Source organism: Pseudomonas sp. R76 (genome assembly GCF_009834565.1).
In the GTDB taxonomy this organism is placed as follows: domain Bacteria; phylum Pseudomonadota; class Gammaproteobacteria; order Pseudomonadales; family Pseudomonadaceae; genus Aquipseudomonas.
Genome location: NZ_CP019428.1, coordinates 4,843,651 through 4,861,320, shown reverse-complemented (window position 1 = coordinate 4,861,320; position 17,670 = coordinate 4,843,651). Strand labels below are relative to the sequence as shown.

The following is a 17,670-nucleotide window of genomic DNA, read 5'->3' as shown; positions in this document are numbered from 1 at the left end:
GATGCGTATCTCTACACAGCAGTATTTCGACACCAGCTCCAGCAAGTATCAGGATAACTATTCCGGTGTGGTGAAGGCCCAGGACCAGGCGAGCTCAGGTGTGCGCGTGCAGACCGCCGCCGATGATCCCGTGGCCGCCGCCCAATTGCTGATGCTGCAACAGCAGAAAGACATGCTGGGGCAATACAATGGCAACATCACCAGCCTGCAAAACTCGCTGACCAACGAAGAAAGCGTGCTCGGCAGCATCAACACCTCGCTGCAAACCGCCCAGGGCCTGGCGTTGCAGGCCGGTAACCTCAAGCTCAGCAATGATGACCGGCAGGCGATTGCCGCCCAGGTCGGCGCGCTCGAGGACCAGGTATTGGGCTTGCTCAATACCAAGGACTCGAGTGGCAACTACATGTTCTCCGGGGCCAAGACCGATACGCCGCCTTACAGCCGCAACAACGATGGCACCTACACCTACCAGGGCGATGAGACGCCGCTGAGCCTGCAAGTGTCGAGCAACCTGACCATCGCTGCGGGCGACACCGGCAAGACGCTGCTGGAGAGTTCTTCCAACACCGGTCGCACCCAGGCCACGATTTTGCCGCCGGCGGTCAATGACGGCAAAGTCGCGATCTCGGCGGGCCTGGTTACCAACGGCACGGCGTACACCAAGAACTTTGCCGATGGTCAGCCGTATAAGGTGACCTTCGCCAGCAGCACTCAATACAGCGTGACCGACAAGGACGGTAACGACATTACCGCCGAGATCACCGGTAACGGCACGTTTGACTCCACCAAGGAAGGCGCGCACAGCATCAACCTGCGCGGGGTCAAATTCGATATCAGCCTGAACCTGGGATCGGATGTGGCCTCGGGCCCGGACTCTGATGCGTTGGTGGCGGGCAAGGCGTTTACCCTGGAAAGCAAGCCGGACACGTTCAGCAGTTCGCGTACGGCGAGTAATGCATCCACCGCGCAGTTGACCGGTGGCCGGGTTACGGATCAGGCGGCCTACACCAGCACCTTTCCCAACTCGGGTGCGATTATCAAGTTCACCAGCGGCAACGCTTACGAGGTGTACGCCCAGCCGTACACAGCAAACAGCAAGTCGATTGCCACCGGCACCATGGCCACGGGCGCGACGTCGATCACTGCCGCCGGCGTGACTTTTGATGTGAGTGGCACGCCGGGTGCCGGTGACCAGTTTGCCGTCGGCGCCACCAGCAACAAGAACATGAACGCCCTGGACACCCTCGGCCAGTTGCGCAAGGCGCTGGAAACCCCGGCCGATGGCGACCCGGTGGCGATGAACAAGCTCAAGGATGTGCTCAACACCACCATCGGTAACCTGGGCAACGCGACGGCGCAGATCGACCAGGTACGCGGTTCGATTGGTGCACGCCAGAATGCGTTGGATATTCAGGGCCAGGAAAACACCAGCCTGGGCTTGGCCAACACCTCCACCATGTCGTCGCTGGCCAACGTCGACATGGGCCAGGCCGCCATCGACCTGACGCTGCAGCAGACCATGCTGCAAGCCTCGCAGCTGGCGTTTGTGAAAATCTCTCAGTTGAGCCTGTTCAGCCGCATGTAATCATCGGCAGAACAGACGGCCCACCCTGGCAGCAGGGTGGGCCGTTGTCATTTCTGGCGCCGGGAATGTTGCAGGGTTTTGCACAAAGCGCACAAAATTGAGTGACCTGTGAGTCATAAAGCGCATCTTCACTGTATCGTGTGAAAAGGATAAGTCGACTGCGGGTCTTTGCGCAGCGGCTTTCAGCGATATTTTTACGGGGTTATCCCCTTTATTGTCAGCACTCCCGGCGTCGTTCGAGGGGTGTTATCCAGCTATTTAGTATTGGGAAGCCACAATGATTGGCATAAAAAGCATCGCCAGTTACGTGCCGGCAGACGGGGTCGATAACTACGCCCAGGGCGCCAAATTCGCCAAGGATGAAGATTTCATCATCGGCAAGATCGGTTCGGCGTTCCTGCCGCGCAAGGATGCTGCGCAGGAAACCTCCGACCTGTGTGTCGAGGCGGTGAATGCCTTGTTTGCTGCCAACCCGCAACTGTCGCGCGAGTCCATCGATGCGGTCATCGTCGTGACCCAGAACGGCGACGAAGAGGGCTTGCCCCACACGGCCGCCATCGTCCAGGACAAATTGGGCTTGCCGACCCACGTGGCCGCCTTTGATATCTCCCTGGGCTGCTCCGGTTACGTCTACGGCATTTATGCGATGAAGGGCTTCATGGAAGCCACCGGCCTGAAAAACGGCCTGCTGGTCACCGCTGACCCGTATTCGAAGATTGTCGACCCGGAAGACCGCAACACCACCATGCTGTTCGGCGATGCCGCCACCGCGACGTGGATGGGCGAAGACGCCCCGTGGCTGCTGGGCAAGTCGAAGTTCGGCACAGACGGTTCCGGCGCGCCGCACCTGAAGGTCAGCGACGGTGTGTTTTTCATGAATGGCCGCCAGGTGTTCAACTTCGCTCTGCTCAAAGTGCCGGCGCATTTGCACGAGCTGCTCAATGAGTCTGAGCTTAAGGCTGACGAGATTGATGCGTTCTGCATTCACCAGGGCAGTGCGGCGATTGTCGACGCCGTGGCGCGACGGTTTGAAGACGCCCCGGTAGAGAAATTCATCAAGGACATGGTCGAGACTGGCAATACTGTGTCTTCGAGCATTCCTCTGCTGCTGGAAAAGCACATGATGGATGGCGACTGGAAGCGTGTTGCGATCAGTGGCTTTGGTGTGGGTTTGTCGTGGGGTTCGGCGATTCTCTATCGTCCGTGACCTGCTGATAGCGCCGCACACAAAAACGCCCAGGCTTGAAAAAGCCTGGGCGTTTTTTATTTGGCGCCAGAAAACCCAGCAAATGCGAGGCTTTGGGCTATCGTAAATGCTTGAATTACAAAGGGTGGCCACGTGCTAGTAAAAAAAATCAAAAAAGTCCTCAAGAGACCTGCATTCAAGACGATAACTATTACGAAGGTTCTCTAGGCCACACCCGGCGGTTGCCAGGGCCGGAAGCCGCAGTACACCACCCACGAGGATTTCGTCATGGCTTTAACAGTAAACACTAACCTTGCTTCGTTGAACGTTCAGAACAACCTGAACAAGGCTTCTGGCGCCTTGCAAACTTCCATGCAGCGTCTGTCCTCCGGCCTGCGTATCAACAGCGCCAAAGACGATGCGGCCGGCCTGCAAATCTCCAACCGTCTGACCAGCCAAATCAACGGCCTGGGCGTTGCAATCAAAAACGCCCACGACGGCAGCTCGATTGCTCAGACCGCTGAAGGCGCCATGCAGCAGTCCACCAACATCCTGCAAAGCATGCGTACCCTGGCTCTGCAATCCGCCAACGGCTCGCCAAGCGCTGACGACCGTAAGTCGAACCAGGCTCAATACGCAGCACTGACTGCTGAATTGACCCGTATCGCTACCACCACTACTTTCGGTGGCAAGAACCTGCTGGACGGTTCTTTCGGTACTACTTCGTTCCAGGTCGGCGCCAACGCCAACCAGACCATCGACATGAGCATCGGTAACGTTGCAGCCAACAACATTGGTTCGCAGCAGCTGAAATCCCAAGGCGTTGCTCCAAGCGCAACAGGCGTTGGCGGCGGCACACTCGCCGTTACCGGTGGCGGCCAGTCCAAGAGCCTGACCATCGCTGCCGGTGCTTCGGCCGGGCAGATCGCTGCGCAAATGAACGGCGCTGTAGGCGGCCTGGCTGCTACTGCCAGCACTGTTGCCCAGTTCACCGTTGACTCCACTGCCATCGCTGCTGCATCTCCAGCCAGCGCCAACTTCACATTGAAAGTCGGTAGCGGTGCTGCGGTCCAGTTCACTGGCGTGACCAGCGCTTCTGACCTGGCTGACCAACTGAAGTCCAACGCTGCCAAGCTGGGCATCACCGTTAACTACGATTCGACCACTCAAGCGCTGTCGGTCAAGTCCGATACCGGTGAGAACCTGACCTTCAACGGTGGCGACGCCGGTGCTATCGCAGGCGTCAAGGTTGCCACCCTGGATGGTACCGGTACTGCCGGCACTGCCGTTGCCCTGGCTGCCACCGCGATCATCGCCACGGGTGCAGTTTCCCTGAACTCCTCCAGCAGCTACTCGCTGAGCGGCGCTGGCGTGACGGGTCTGTTCGCAGCTACCGGTACAGCTGCCAACTCCACCAAAACCACCGTCAACAACACCGACATCACCACTGCTGCCAACGCACAGAACTCGGTCGATGTGATCACCCAGGCGATCTCGGACATCGACTCCCAGCGTGCCGGCCTCGGTGCTGTACAAAACCGTTTCGACAACACCGTTGCCAACCTGCAGAGCATCTCTGACAACTCCAGCGCCGCTCGCGGTCAGATCCAGGACGTTGACTACGCTGCTGAAACTTCTCAGTTGACCAAGCAACAAACCCTGCAACAGGCTTCCACTGCGATTCTGTCCCAGGCCAACCAACTGCCATCCGCTGTACTGAAGCTGCTTCAGTAATAGCCATCGGTAGATGACTGACGGAAGGGCGCGTTTACGTGCCCTTTTGTCTTCTGCGTGATGAGGAGATTGGACATGGACATGAGCGTCAAGTTGAACCTGTCTTATCCAGCAGCGGCGTCGCAGAGCGCGCCTGCCCCTGTGACAGCCGACCCGCAGAAAACCAAGGTAGACCCCACGGTTGCCACGGGCGAACCCAAGCAAGACTCGAAATCCTCCGACCTTGAACAGGCGGTAACGGATATTCGCAAATTCGTCCAGGCTGCCCAGCGCAATCTGGACTTTTCCATTGATGACTCCACCCATCAGGTGGTGGTCAAGGTCATTGCGACCGACAGTGGCGAGGTCATTCGTCAAATCCCTTCGGAAACGGCATTGAAACTCGCACAAAGCCTTCACGACGCCAGCAGTGTGTTGTTTGACGCGAAAGTCTGAGCTGGCATGAATTTTGTTGCTGTAGCTGCTTGAGGCGTCGTCCGTCAATAAAGCGCCAGCCCCGATCAGGAGAAGAGTCATGGGTGATATCACGGTAAGCGGCCCGGTTACGGGGATTAATACCGAGTCGATCGTTACGGTCTTGGTCAACGCTGAACAAGCGCCAAAGCAGTCGCAGATCAACAAGCAGACGCAAACGTCGACTGCCCAGCTGTCCTCGATCGGCAAGATTCAAGCAGCGCTGGATGCCTTCCGCGGGGCCTTGGACAATATGGCCAAGGACGCCAGTATCGGCGGCCTGACAGCGGCGACGTCGGATTCAAACGTGTCCACCATTACCTTGGGGGCTGGTGCCTCCGCAGGCAACTATTCGCTGGTGGTCAACCAGTTGGCGACCTCCTCCAAGGTTGCGACCCAGACGTATGCAAAGGGGCCGAGTACGGTCGTCAATGCCGGTACGACGTCGACGAAACTGGAGATTTCCCAGTCTGGGCAGAGTTATGGGGTCACTGTTCCACCGGGCGCGACGTTGCAACAAGTACGTGATTCGATCAACGAGCAATACAGCAGCGTAGGCCTGAGTGCCAACATCCTGACTGACGCCACGGGTTCTCGACTGGTCATGACGTCAACCAATACCGGTGTCGGCACCGACATTACCCTGGGTGGTAACTCCGGCCTGGAAGCGGGGACATCAGTGGTGACCGAGCCGAAGAATGCGAAGTACACCATTGACGGTACTGCGCAGGAATCCAAGAGCAATACCCTGACTGACGCAATCAGCGGCGTGAGTATCAAGTTGACGGCGCTGTCGCCTCTTCCGTCTGGCGTCACAGATCCGAACAGTCCAAATCGAATCGCCTCGACCATCACGGTCAGTCGCAGCAACGACACCCTGAAAAGCTCGGTAAAGGGCTTTGTCGACACGTACAACGCCTTGATGACGGCGATCAATACTGAAACCAAAATCACCACCAACGCCGATGGTTCGACCACGCCGTCTGCGCTGACCGGCGATGCCACCATGCGCACCCTGCAGTCGTCCCTGCGCGCGCAAATGAACGCACTGGCTGGCACGGGCACGTTGAAGTCCCTGGCGCAATTTGGTGTGAACACTGACTCCGGCACCGGCAAGCTGAGCATTGACGATAAAATATTCGGTGCGGCGATCTTGACCAACCCTACCGACATCGGCGGTATTTTTAAAGGCGACAATGGCCTGTTGGTGCGCATGAAAACCGCGACCAACAGCTACGCGCTGAGCAACACCGGTGTTCTCGCCAAGCGCTCCTCGACCCTGTCGACCAACCTCAAGGACCTGCAAAAACAGCAGGACTCCCTGACCGCGCGCATGGCCGCCCTGAAGACCAGCCTGACCGCTAAATATACGACGATGAACAACCTGGTGGCCCAGCTCACCAGTCAGCGTTCCACCGTCATGACCACGCTCAACGCGCTGACCAAGTCGTCCTCGGACAGCTGATCCCGATGACGCCGCCCGGTGGTAAATACCGCCATCGGGCGCCGCCTTCGACCGACTTGGGGGTTAAAGTTTTTTGCGACCCAGTCGACATATTAGTCAGAGCCCATCCAATTTAGCTGTCGCCTGTCACGAGGTAGAAACATGAATCCCATGAGAGCCCTTCGCCAATACCAGAAGGTCAATTCCCATGCCCAGGTCTCCGAAGCCAGCCCGCACCGTCTGGTCCAGATGCTGATGGAAGGCGCGTTGGATCGCATGGCCCAGGCCAAGGGCGCCATGGCTCGTGGTGATATCGCGCAAAAAGGCCTGCTGCTCGGTAAGGCGATCGACATCCTGATCGGCTTGCGTGACGGCCTGAACCCGGAAAAAACCGATGATCCGGCCGCCTTGCAACAGTTGGACAACCTGTACGCCTACATGACCACGCGCCTGCTGGAAGCCAACAGCAAGAACGATGTCACCATGATCGACGAAGTAGCCGGCCTGATGATTACGCTCAAGGAAGGCTGGGACGGTATTGCAACACTGTAGGCCTTTCGGCCTGAGGATGATGTCATGAGCCACGCCCTGCAACGGATTGACGAAACCCGCGAAGCCTTGGTCGACGCCTTGGCGGCATGTAACTGGGACGCTATCGGCGAACTGGATATGGGCTGCCGTGCGGTGATCGATGAGGCACTCAATAACGCGCCGGTGGACGAGGATGCCCTGCGGGAAAAGCTGGAGAGCTTGTTGGCGGTGTATCAGCAGTTGCTGGAAGTGACGACGGGCGAGCGCCAGGCGATTTTCGAAGAGATGTCGCAGATCAACCGAGCGGAAAACGCGTCAAAGGTTTACCATCTGTTCGGCTGAATGGGCTCAGTTAGTCCGAACGGTGCGTCATATATTTGACTGTGCCAGCATTTTTGACTTAACTAGTGCTGTTTTCAGATTTCAGACGTCTACCAAGGTAAGAGATCTTACAGACGTCTAGATTGCCCTCACTCTGGGGCAGGAAGTTTTACTTGGGAAGTTGCTATTGCATGTGGCGTGAAACCAAAATTCTGCTGATCGATGACGATAGCGTCCGCCGCCGCGACTTGGCGGTGATTTTAAATTTTCTTGGTGAAGAAAATTTACCCTGCGGTAGCCATGATTGGCAGCAGGCGGTCAGCTCTTTGTCGTCGAGCCGTGAAGTCATTTGTGTGCTGATCGGGACGGTAAACGCTCCTGGTGCAGTACTGGGCTTGTTAAAGACACTGTCGACCTGGGATGAGTTCCTTCCGGTACTGCTAATGGGCGATGTTTCTTCTATCGACCTGCCGGAAGACCAACGCCGCCGCGTGCTTTCGACCCTGGAAATGCCGCCCAGCTACAGCAAATTGCTCGACTCCCTGCACCGCGCCCAGGTTTACCGTGAGATGTACGACCAGGCCCGCGAGCGCGGCCGTCATCGCGAACCCAACTTGTTCCGCAGCCTCGTTGGCACCAGCCGGGCGATCCAGCACGTGCGCCAGATGATGCAGCAAGTGGCCGACACCGACGCCAGTGTGCTGATCCTCGGCGAGTCCGGCACCGGCAAGGAAGTGGTCGCACGCAACCTGCACTATCATTCCAAGCGCCGCGACGGGCCATTCGTGCCGGTCAACTGCGGGGCGATCCCGGCAGAGCTGCTTGAAAGCGAATTGTTCGGCCACGAGAAGGGCGCCTTTACCGGGGCGATCACCAGCCGTGCCGGGCGTTTTGAGCTGGCCAACGGCGGCACCCTGTTCCTTGACGAAATCGGCGACATGCCGCTGCCGATGCAGGTCAAGCTGCTGCGCGTACTGCAGGAACGCACCTTCGAACGCGTGGGCAGCAACAAGACCCAGAGCGTCGACGTGCGCATAATCGCGGCCACGCACAAGAACCTCGAAAGCATGATCGAGGTCGGCAGCTTCCGCGAAGACCTGTACTACCGCTTGAACGTATTCCCTATCGAAATGGCCCCGCTGCGTGAGCGCGTGGAAGACATCCCGCTGCTGATGAACGAACTGATTTCGCGCATGGAACACGAAAAGCGCGGCTCGATTCGCTTCAACTCCGCCGCGATCATGTCCCTGTGCCGCCACGGCTGGCCGGGTAACGTCCGTGAACTGGCCAACCTGGTGGAGCGCATGGCGATCATGCACCCGTACGGGGTGATCGGCGTGGTCGAGCTGCCGAAGAAATTCCGCTACGTCGACGACGAAGACGAGCAACTGGTCGACAGCCTGCGCAGCGACCTGGAAGAGCGCGTGGCCATCAACGGCCATACGCCGGACTTCGGTTCCACCGCCATGCTGCCGCCCGAAGGCCTGGACTTGAAGGACTACCTCGGTAGCCTCGAGCAAGGCCTGATCCAGCAGGCGCTGGACGATGCCAACGGCATTGTCGCGCGCGCCGCCGAACGCTTGCGTATCCGCCGAACCACCCTGGTTGAGAAGATGCGCAAGTACGGCATGAGCCGCCGGGAAGGCGATGAGCAGACAGATGATTGACGCCTGAAATATAAACCGCTGATTAATCAGCGGTTTTTTTTCGGCACGGGTATTGCTACAGCCCTCGCAACGTTCCGTTTAACTGACGGTCAGCCAAGCGAGAGAGCATGATGCCCCACGCCGCCCAACATTCTTCGGCCCCCGACATCCAGGGGCTTCTCCCCTCTGTAGAGCAGCAAAGCCGGCAGGGCCTGGAGCAGGCCTTTTCGCTGTTCAACCAGATGTCGAGCCAACTGACTGACTCCTACAGCTTGCTGGAGGCCCGGGTTTCCGAGCTTAAAGGCGAGCTGGCGGTGGTCAGCGCCCAGCGCATGGAAGAGCTGGCCGAGAAAGAGCGCCTGGCCAACCGTCTGCAAAACCTCCTCGACCTGTTGCCCGGTGGCGTGATCGTCATCGATGAGATGGGGCGCGTGCGCGAAGCCAACCCGGCTGCGCGTGACTTGCTCGGCGAGCCGCTTGAAGGCGAACTGTGGCGCCACGTGATTACCCGCTGCTTCGCACCACGCGAAGACGATGGCCATGAAATCTCCCTCAAGGACGGCCGCCGCCTGTCCATCGCCACCCGTTCTCTCGACGCCGAGCCCGGCCAGTTGGTGCTGCTCAACGACCTGACTGAAACCCGTCACCTGCAAGACCAGCTGGCGCGCCACGAGCGCTTGTCGTCGCTGGGGCGGATGGTCGCTTCTTTGGCGCATCAGATCCGTACGCCGCTGTCGGCGGCGCTGATCTACGCCAGTCATTTGACTGATGAGCAATTGCCCGCCGCCACCCACCAGCGATTTGCCGGCCGCCTCAAGGAGCGCCTGCATGAATTGGAGCACCAGGTGCGCGACATGCTGGTGTTTGCCCGCGGCGAATTGCCGCTTACCGACCGCCTCACGCCGGCTGTGCTGATGCAATCGCTGCAGGCGGCAGCGGCGACGCATATTCAAGAGGCCAACGTGCGCTGGCAGTGCGACAGCCACCTCGGCGAGTTGCTGTGCAACCGCGACACGCTGGTCGGCGCCTTGCTCAACCTGATCGAAAATGCCACCCAGGCCAGCGGCCCCGGTGCGCGCCTCAAAGTGCACCTGTACAACCGCGGGCAAACCCTGCGCCTGTGCATCAGCGACAGCGGCAGCGGCATCGACCCGGTGGTGCTGCAGCGCCTGGGCGAACCCTTTTTCACCACCAAAACCAACGGCACGGGCCTGGGCCTGACCGTGGTCAAGGCAGTGGCGCGTGCGCATCAGGGAGAATTGCAACTGCACTCCCGGTTGGGGCGTGGCACCTGTGCATTGATGACCTTGCCGCTGTTTTCCAGCGCGGCAAGCGCGGAGTAAAAGGACTATGGCTATCAAGGTTTTATTGGTTGAAGACGATCGCGCCCTGCGTGAAGCATTGGCTGACACGCTGCTGTTGGCGGGCCATGACTACCGCGCGGTCGGTTCGGCTGAGGACGCCTTGGAGGCCGTTGAGCAAGAGTCCTTCAGCCTGGTGGTCAGCGACGTGAACATGCCCGGCATGGACGGCCACCAGCTGCTCGGCCTGCTGCGTGCACGCCAGCCGCAAATGCCGGTGCTGCTGATGACCGCCCACGGCGCGGTAGAGCGGGCGGTGGACGCCATGCGCCAAGGCGCGGCGGATTACCTGGTCAAGCCGTTCGAGCCCAAAGCCTTGATCGAGCTGGTCGCCCGGCATGCGCTCGGCGTGGTCCCGGCCAGCGACGGCGAAGGCCCGATTGCCTTCGAGCCGGCCAGCGCGCGGTTGCTGGAACTGGCGGCCCGTGTGGCGCGCAGCGATTCCACCGTGCTGATCTCCGGCGAGTCCGGCACCGGTAAAGAAGTGCTGGCGCGGTATATCCACCAGCAATCCAGCCGCGCCAAACAACCGTTTATCGCGATCAACTGCGCGGCGATCCCTGACAACATGCTCGAAGCCACGCTGTTCGGCCATGAAAAGGGCTCGTTCACCGGCGCCATCGCCGCCCAGGCGGGCAAGTTCGAACAGGCGGACGGCGGCACCATTCTGCTCGATGAAATCTCGGAAATGCCCCTGGGTCTGCAAGCCAAGTTGCTGCGGGTGCTGCAGGAGCGCGAAGTGGAGCGCGTCGGCGCACGTAAGCCGATCCAGCTGGACATTCGCGTGGTCGCCACCACCAACCGCGACCTCGCGGGCGAAGTGGCGGCGGGGCGTTTCCGTGAAGACTTGTTCTACCGCCTTTCGGTATTCCCGCTGGCCTGGCGCCCACTGCGCGAGCGCCCGGCAGATATCATCCCGCTGGCCGAGCGCCTGCTGAACAACCACGTCAAAAAAATGAAGCACGCCCAGGCGCGGTTGTCGGCCGATGCCCAGGCCTGCCTGATCAGCTACCCATGGCCCGGCAATGTGCGCGAATTGGACAACGCGATCCAGCGCGCGCTGATTTTGCAGCAGGGCGGGCTGATCCAGCCGCAGGACTTCTGCCTGGCCATGGGCACTGGCGCGGCACCGTTGCCGAGCCTGGCGCCGGCGCCTGTGGTGGCGGTCGAAGCCGAATCCGCCGGCGGCTTGGGCGACGACCTGCGTCGCCGCGAATTCCAGATGATCATCGACACCCTGCGTGCCGAGCGCGGCCGCCGCAAAGAAGCGGCCGAGCGCTTGGGGATAAGCCCGCGCACCTTGCGCTACAAGCTGGCGCAGATGCGTGACGCGGGAATGGACGTGGAAGCCTACCTCTTCGCCACCTGAAAAAAGCATCGGGCCGACAGGGTTTGTCGCCTTTTCTTACGAATCGCCACGGAGCTGGCACCCTTGTTGCTACCACCCCTAGTAACCGCTACGTAGTGTCAAAAAATTGCGGGTCGTCGGAGAGAGAAGGTCATGAGCCAGGGTATTGAGTTCAATCGGTTGATGTTGGATATGCGCTCCATGCAAATGGATGCCATGGCTCAACCGAAATCCGTCGCGCCAGCGCCGGAATTGGGCCAAAGCAGTTTTGCCGACATGCTCGGTCAGGCAATCAATAAAGTCAGTGATACCCAGCAAGCCTCGAATCAGTTGGCCACCGCCTTCGAAATCGGCAAAAGCGGCGTAGACCTCACCGACGTGATGGTGGCCTCGCAGAAGGCCAGCGTTTCCTTTCAAGCCTTGACCCAAGTGCGTAACAAGTTGGTCCAGGCTTATCAAGACATCATGCAGATGCCGGTTTAAGGACGAGATTTAAGTCATGGCAGAAGCAGTCGTGGACAACGTACCCGCCAAGGCAGACGGCAAGCCGCCGCTGTTTGGCCTGTCGTTCCTGGAAAACCTCTCCGAAATGACCATGCTGCGTCAGGTGGGCCTGATGGTCGGCCTGGCTGCCAGCGTGGCGATTGGTTTTGCCGTGGTGCTGTGGTCGCAGCAACCTGATTACCGCCCGTTGTACGGCAGCCTGGCCGGCATGGATTCCAAGCAGATCATGGAAACCCTGGCCGCCGCCGACATCGCCTACACCGTGGAGCCCAACTCCGGCGCGCTGCTGGTCAAGGCCGACGACGTGGCCCGTGCGCGTATGAAATTGGCCGCGGCCGGCGTTACGCCGTCCGACAGCAATATCGGTTTTGAAATTCTCGACAAGGACCAGGGCCTGGGCACCAGCCAGTTCATGGAAGCCACGCGCTATCGTCGTGGTCTGGAAGGCGAGCTGGCGCGCACCATCTCCAGCTTGAATAACGTCAAGGGCGCCCGCGTGCACCTGGCGATTCCGAAAAGCTCGGTGTTTGTACGTGACGAACGTAAGCCAAGTGCCTCGGTGTTGGTCGAACTGTTTTCCGGCCGCTCCCTGGAGCCTGGCCAGGTGCTGGCGATTATCAATCTGGTGGCCACCAGCGTTCCCGAATTGAGCAAGTCGCAAATCACCGTGGTCGACCAGAAGGGCAACCTACTCTCCGACCTAGCCGAGAACTCCGCGCTGACCCAGGCCGGCAAGCAGTTCGACTACAGCCGCCGCATGGAAAGCATGCTCACCCAGCGTGTGCACAACATTCTGCAACCGGTGCTGGGCAACGACCGCTACAAGGCTGAAGTGTCCGCCGACGTAGATTTCAGCGCCGTGGAGTCGACCTCCGAGCAGTTCAATCCGGATCAGCCGGCCCTGCGCAGCGAGCAGTCCAGCAGCGAACAACGCACCGCCAGCAATGGCCCGCAAGGTGTGCCGGGTGCCCTGAGCAACCAGCCGCCAGCTCCCGCTTCGGCACCGCAAACCACCGGTGGCGCTGCCGCGACCGCTGGTGCGATTCAGCCTGGCCAGCCACTGCTGGACGCCAACGGCCAGCAGATCATGGACCCGGCCACCGGCCAGCCAATGCTCGCGCCGTACCCGGCCGACAAGCGTAACCAGTCGACCAAGAACTTCGAACTCGACCGCTCCATCAGCCACACCAAGCAGCAACAGGGCAAAATCAATCGCCTGTCGGTGTCGGTGGTGGTCGATGACCAGGTCAAGGTCAACGCCGCTGACGGTGCTGTGACCCGTGCACCCTGGAGCGCCGACGAATTGGCGCGCTTCACCCGCCTGGTGCAGGATGCCGTCGGTTTCGACGCCAGCCGTGGCGACAGCGTCAGCGTGATCAACATGCCATTCTCCGCCGAGCGTGGCGAAGTGATCGCCGACCCGTCGTTCTACACGCAGCCGTGGTTCTGGGACATCGTCAAACAAGTGCTGGGTGTGTTGTTCATCCTGGTGCTGGTGTTCGGCGTGCTGCGCCCGGTGCTCAACAACATCACCGGCCACGGCAAGAAGCAGTTGGCCCTGGCTGGCGGCGACGTCGAGTTGGGTGGCATGGGCGGCCTGGACGGCGAACTGGCCAACGACCGCGTCAGCCTCGGCGGCCCGCAAAGCATTCTGTTGCCAAGCCCGAGCGAAGGCTACGACGCTCAGTTGAACGCAATCAAGAGTTTGGTGGCAGAAGACCCGGGCCGTGTGGCCCAGGTCGTGAAAGAGTGGATTAACGCAGATGAATGATCGAGCCGCTGTTGCCAAGCTCACCAAAGTCGACAAAGCCGCAGTTCTGCTGCTGTCCCTGGGTGAGACCGACGCCGCACAAGTGCTGCGCCACATGGGCCCCAAAGAGGTTCAACGCGTGGGCGTGGCCATGGCGCAAATGCGCAATGTGCACCGCGAGCAGGTCGAGCAGGTGATGAGCGAGTTCGTCGAGATCGTCGGCGATCAGACCAGCCTGGGCGTCGGCTCCGACAGCTATATCCGCAAGATGCTCACCTCGGCGTTGGGCGAAGACAAGGCCAACGGCCTGATCGACCGCATCCTGCTGGGTGGCAACACCAGCGGCCTGGACAGCCTGAAATGGATGGAGCCGCGTGCCGTCGCCGACGTGATCCGCTACGAGCACCCGCAGATCCAGGCCATCGTCGTCGCCTATCTCGACCCCGACCAGGCCGGTGAAGTGCTCGGCCACTTCGACCATAAAGTGCGCCTGGACATCATCCTGCGCGTATCGTCGCTGAACACCGTGCAGCCGGCCGCCCTGAAAGAACTCAACACGATTCTCGAGAAGCAGTTCTCGGGCAACTCGAACGCCTCGCGTACCACCTTGGGTGGCATCAAGCGCGCGGCCGACATCATGAACTTCCTCGACAGCTCGGTCGAAGGCCAGTTGATGGACTCGATCCGCGAGATCGACGACACCCTGTCCGGCCAGATCGAAGACCTCATGTTCGTGTTCAACAACCTCTCCGATGTCGACGACCGTGGCATCCAGGCGCTGCTGCGCGAGGTGTCTTCCGACGTGTTGGTGCTGGCCCTCAAAGGCTCGGACGAAGGCGTCAAAGAGAAGATCTTCAAGAACATGTCCAAGCGTGCTTCCGAACTGTTGCGCGACGACCTGGAAGCCAAGGGCCCGGTGCGCGTCAGCGACGTGGAAACCGCCCAGAAGGAAATCCTCACCATTGCCCGCCGTATGGCCGAAGCCGGAGAAATCGTTCTCGGCGGGAAGGGCGGCGAAGAAATGATTTAAGGCGCCATCCATGTCGAACAAAGATGAGACGCCCAGCGATCTGATTCGCGCGCGGGATGTCGGCGGGTTCGACATCTGGTCGTTGCCCAGCTTCGACCCGCATGTGCCGGAGCCCGAGCCTGAACCGGTGGTGGAAACACCGGCGGAAATGGAAGAAGTGCCGCTGGATGAAGTCCAGCCACTGACCCTCGAAGAATTGGAAGCCATCCGCCAGGAGGCCTACAACGAGGGCTTCGCGGCGGGTGAAAAAGACGGTTTTCGCAGCACCACCCTGAAAGTTCGCCAAGAGGCCGAGGAGGCGCTGAGCGTCAAGCTGGCCAGCCTGGAACGCTTGATGGGCAGCCTGTTCGACCCGATCGCCGAACAGGATTCGCAGCTGGAAAAATCCATGGTCGGCCTGGTCGAGCACATCGCCCGCCAGGTGATCCAGCGCGAGCTGGTGCTTGATTCCAGCCACATTGAAAGCGTGATGCGCGAAGCCCTCAAGCTGCTGCCGTTGGGCGTCGGCAATGTGCGGCTGTACATCAACCCGCAGGATTTCGAACAGGTCAAAGCCCTGCGCGAGCGCCATGAAGAAACCTGGCGCATTGTCGAAGACGCGGCGCTGCTGCCCGGTGGTTGCCGGGTTGAAACCGAACACAGCCGTATCGATGCCACGGTGGAAACCCGTATCACCCAGATCATGGCCAAGCTCTTCGACCAGTTGCACGAACAAGCCTTGCACCCGGCCGAGCCTGACCTGAGCGTCGACCTGGACGCCGCCGATGCGCCTTGATCGCACCAGCTTCGCCAAGCGCCTGAGCGGTTACGCCGAGGCCACTGAGTTGCCCGGCCAACCGATCCTCGAAGGACGCCTGTTGCGCATGGTCGGCCTGACCCTCGAAGCCGAAGGCCTGCGCGCCGCCATGGGCAGCCGCTGCCTGGTGATCAACGACGACAGCTACCACCCGGTGCAGGTCGAAGCTGAAGTGATGGGCTTTTCCGGCAACAAGATTTTCCTCATGCCAGTGGGCAGCCTGGCGGGCATTGCCCCCGGCGCTCGCGTGGTGCCACTTGCCGACACCGGCCGCCTGCCGATGGGCATGAGCATGCTCGGCCGCGTACTCGACGGCGCCGGTCGTGCGTTGGACGGCAAGGGCGGCATGAAGGCCGAAGATTGGGTGCCGATGGACGGCCCGACGATCAACCCGCTCAACCGCAACCCCATCAGCGTGCCGCTGGACGTGGGCATTCGCAGCATCAACGGTTTATTGACGGTCGGTCGCGGCCAGCGTCTGGGCCTGTTCGCCGGTACGGGTGTGGGTAAATCGGTGTTGCTGGGCATGATGACGCGCTTCACCGAAGCCGACATTATCGTGGTCGGGCTGATCGGCGAGCGCGGCCGTGAGGTGAAGGAATTCATCGAGCACAGCCTCGGTGAAGAAGGCCTCAAGCGCTCGGTGGTGGTGGCGTCACCTGCGGACGATGCGCCGCTGATGCGTTTGCGCGCCGCCATGTACTGCACGCGCATCGCTGAATATTTTCGCGACAAGGGCAAGAACGTCCTGTTGCTGATGGACTCGCTTACGCGTTTCGCCCAGGCCCAGCGGGAAATCGCCCTGGCCATCGGTGAGCCGCCTGCCACCAAAGGCTACCCGCCGTCGGTGTTCGCCAAGCTGCCCAAGCTGGTCGAGCGCGCCGGTAATGCCGAAGCCGGTGGCGGTTCGATCACCGCGTTCTACACCGTGCTGTCCGAAGGCGATGACCAGCAAGACCCGATTGCCGACTCGGCGCGGGGCGTGCTCGACGGCCACATCGTGCTGTCGCGGCGCCTGGCCGAAGAAGGGCACTACCCGGCCATCGACATCGAAGCCTCGATCAGCCGGGTGATGCCGGCGGTGGTCACGCCGGAGCACATGGCTCGCGCACAGCACTTCAAACAGCTGTGGTCGCGTTATCAGCAGAGCCGCGACCTGATCAGCGTCGGCGCCTATGTGGCCGGGGGCGATCGTGAAACCGACCTGGCAATTGCCCTGCAACCGCAACTGGTGACCTACCTGCGCCAGGGCCTCAACGACAAGATCAGCATGGGCGAGAGCGAAGCCCACCTGGGCTCGATCTTCGCCCCGGCGCCAGGCGGTTAAGCCATGGCCAGCACGCGCTCTTCACGCCTGGCCCCAGTGGTGGACATGGCCGAAAAGGCCGAAAAAACCGCGGTGCAGCGCCTGGGGTATTTCCAGGGCCAGGTGCGCCTGGCCGAAAGCAAGCTCGGCGACCTGGAGCGCTTTCGCGGCGAGTACCAGCAGCAGTGGATCGAACGCGGCAGCAAGGGCGTGTCCGGCCAATGGCTGATGGGCTACCAGGGCTTTCTCAACCAGCTTGAGACGGCCGTCGGCCAACAGCGCCAGAGCCTGGCCTGGCACCAGAACAACCTCGATAAAGCCCGCGAGGCCTGGCAGGCGGCGTTCGCCCGGGTCGAAGGTTTGCGCAAGTTGGTGCAGCGTTATATCGACGAAGCGCGGGCGATTGAAGACAAGCGCGAGCAGAAGCTGCTGGATGAGCTGTCACAACGCCTCCCGCGCCAATCACAGTACTAACGTTCAACCCCTATCTAATGTGGGAGCTGGCTTGTGTGGGAGCCGGGCTTGCCCGCGATGCGGGCGCCGAGGTGTATCAGTCACACCGCGTTGATGCTATCGCAGGCAAGCCAGCTCCCACACAAGCTCTCCCACTTTTGATCATCAGTGTTGCCCACATCTCTATCACCTGCTAAACCTTGTTGCATATTGCCAATGACA

General features: G+C 60.6%; 16 protein-coding genes. All 16 read left to right on the top strand.

Going from position 1 to position 17,670, the window contains the following annotated elements; genetic code table 11:
- Position 1: 1 nt before the first annotated feature.
- The 16 genes from PspR76_RS21840 to fliJ all read left to right on the top strand — a co-directional run bounded on the left by PspR76_RS21840 (position 2) and on the right by fliJ (position 17,469).
- Positions 2–1,585 (top strand): flagellar hook-associated protein 3, encoded by a 1,584-nt coding sequence (locus PspR76_RS21840; protein WP_159958640.1) that lies wholly within the window; start codon positions 2–4, stop codon positions 1,583–1,585.
- Positions 1,586–1,862: 277 nt separating this feature from the next.
- The gene (locus PspR76_RS21835; protein WP_159958638.1) at positions 1,863–2,792 is read left to right on the top strand and encodes a ketoacyl-ACP synthase III; all 930 of its coding nucleotides are present in this window, start codon (positions 1,863–1,865) and stop codon (positions 2,790–2,792) included.
- Positions 2,793–3,059: 267 nt separating this feature from the next.
- The gene (locus tag PspR76_RS21830) at positions 3,060–4,505 is read left to right on the top strand and encodes a flagellin N-terminal helical domain-containing protein (protein WP_159958636.1); all 1,446 of its coding nucleotides are present in this window, start codon (positions 3,060–3,062) and stop codon (positions 4,503–4,505) included.
- A 75-nt stretch (positions 4,506–4,580) separates the two neighbouring features.
- Positions 4,581–4,940 (top strand): flagellar protein FlaG, encoded by a 360-nt coding sequence (locus tag PspR76_RS21825; protein WP_159958634.1) that lies wholly within the window; start codon positions 4,581–4,583, stop codon positions 4,938–4,940.
- A gap of 79 nt (positions 4,941–5,019) precedes the next feature.
- Positions 5,020–6,423 carry a flagellar filament capping protein FliD gene (gene fliD / locus PspR76_RS21820; RefSeq protein WP_159958632.1) on the top strand — a complete coding sequence of 468 codons (1,404 nt, stop codon included), beginning with the start codon at positions 5,020–5,022 and terminating at the stop codon, positions 6,421–6,423.
- A gap of 141 nt (positions 6,424–6,564) precedes the next feature.
- Positions 6,565–6,954 (top strand): flagellar export chaperone FliS, encoded by a 390-nt coding sequence (gene fliS, locus PspR76_RS21815; protein ID WP_104994430.1) that lies wholly within the window; start codon positions 6,565–6,567, stop codon positions 6,952–6,954.
- Positions 6,955–6,978: 24 nt separating this feature from the next.
- On the top strand, positions 6,979–7,275 hold the full coding sequence (locus PspR76_RS21810) for a flagellar protein FliT (protein WP_159958630.1): 297 nt from the start codon (positions 6,979–6,981) through the stop codon (positions 7,273–7,275).
- A gap of 170 nt (positions 7,276–7,445) precedes the next feature.
- Positions 7,446–8,921 carry a sigma-54 dependent transcriptional regulator gene (locus PspR76_RS21805; protein WP_159958628.1) on the top strand — a complete coding sequence of 492 codons (1,476 nt, stop codon included), beginning with the start codon at positions 7,446–7,448 and terminating at the stop codon, positions 8,919–8,921.
- A gap of 110 nt (positions 8,922–9,031) precedes the next feature.
- Positions 9,032–10,243 carry a sensor histidine kinase gene (locus tag PspR76_RS21800; RefSeq protein ID WP_159961584.1) on the top strand — a complete coding sequence of 404 codons (1,212 nt, stop codon included), beginning with the start codon at positions 9,032–9,034 and terminating at the stop codon, positions 10,241–10,243.
- A gap of 7 nt (positions 10,244–10,250) precedes the next feature.
- Positions 10,251–11,630 carry a sigma-54-dependent transcriptional regulator gene (locus PspR76_RS21795; protein ID WP_159958626.1) on the top strand — a complete coding sequence of 460 codons (1,380 nt, stop codon included), beginning with the start codon at positions 10,251–10,253 and terminating at the stop codon, positions 11,628–11,630.
- Positions 11,631–11,762: 132 nt separating this feature from the next.
- Positions 11,763–12,092, top strand: coding sequence for a flagellar hook-basal body complex protein FliE (fliE, locus tag PspR76_RS21790; protein WP_016972029.1), 330 nt, complete (start codon positions 11,763–11,765; stop codon positions 12,090–12,092).
- Between the two features lie 16 nt (positions 12,093–12,108).
- Positions 12,109–13,884 carry a flagellar basal-body MS-ring/collar protein FliF gene (gene fliF, locus PspR76_RS21785; protein ID WP_159958624.1) on the top strand — a complete coding sequence of 592 codons (1,776 nt, stop codon included), beginning with the start codon at positions 12,109–12,111 and terminating at the stop codon, positions 13,882–13,884.
- Complete coding sequence (gene fliG / locus PspR76_RS21780; protein WP_053257308.1) at positions 13,877–14,893, top strand: flagellar motor switch protein FliG; 1,017 nt, start codon at positions 13,877–13,879, stop codon at positions 14,891–14,893. Before fliF ends, fliG begins: the two co-directional genes overlap by 8 nt.
- Positions 14,894–14,903: 10 nt before the next feature.
- A complete protein-coding gene (gene fliH / locus PspR76_RS21775; RefSeq protein ID WP_159958622.1) occupies positions 14,904–15,668 on the top strand; it encodes a flagellar assembly protein FliH in 765 nt (254 codons plus the stop codon).
- Positions 15,658–17,016, top strand: coding sequence for a flagellar protein export ATPase FliI (gene fliI / locus PspR76_RS21770; protein ID WP_159958620.1), 1,359 nt, complete (start codon positions 15,658–15,660; stop codon positions 17,014–17,016). Before fliH ends, fliI begins: the two co-directional genes overlap by 11 nt.
- A 3-nt stretch (positions 17,017–17,019) precedes the next feature.
- A complete protein-coding gene (gene fliJ, locus PspR76_RS21765; protein ID WP_058422167.1) occupies positions 17,020–17,469 on the top strand; it encodes a flagellar export protein FliJ in 450 nt (149 codons plus the stop codon).
- Positions 17,470–17,670 lie beyond the last annotated feature (201 nt).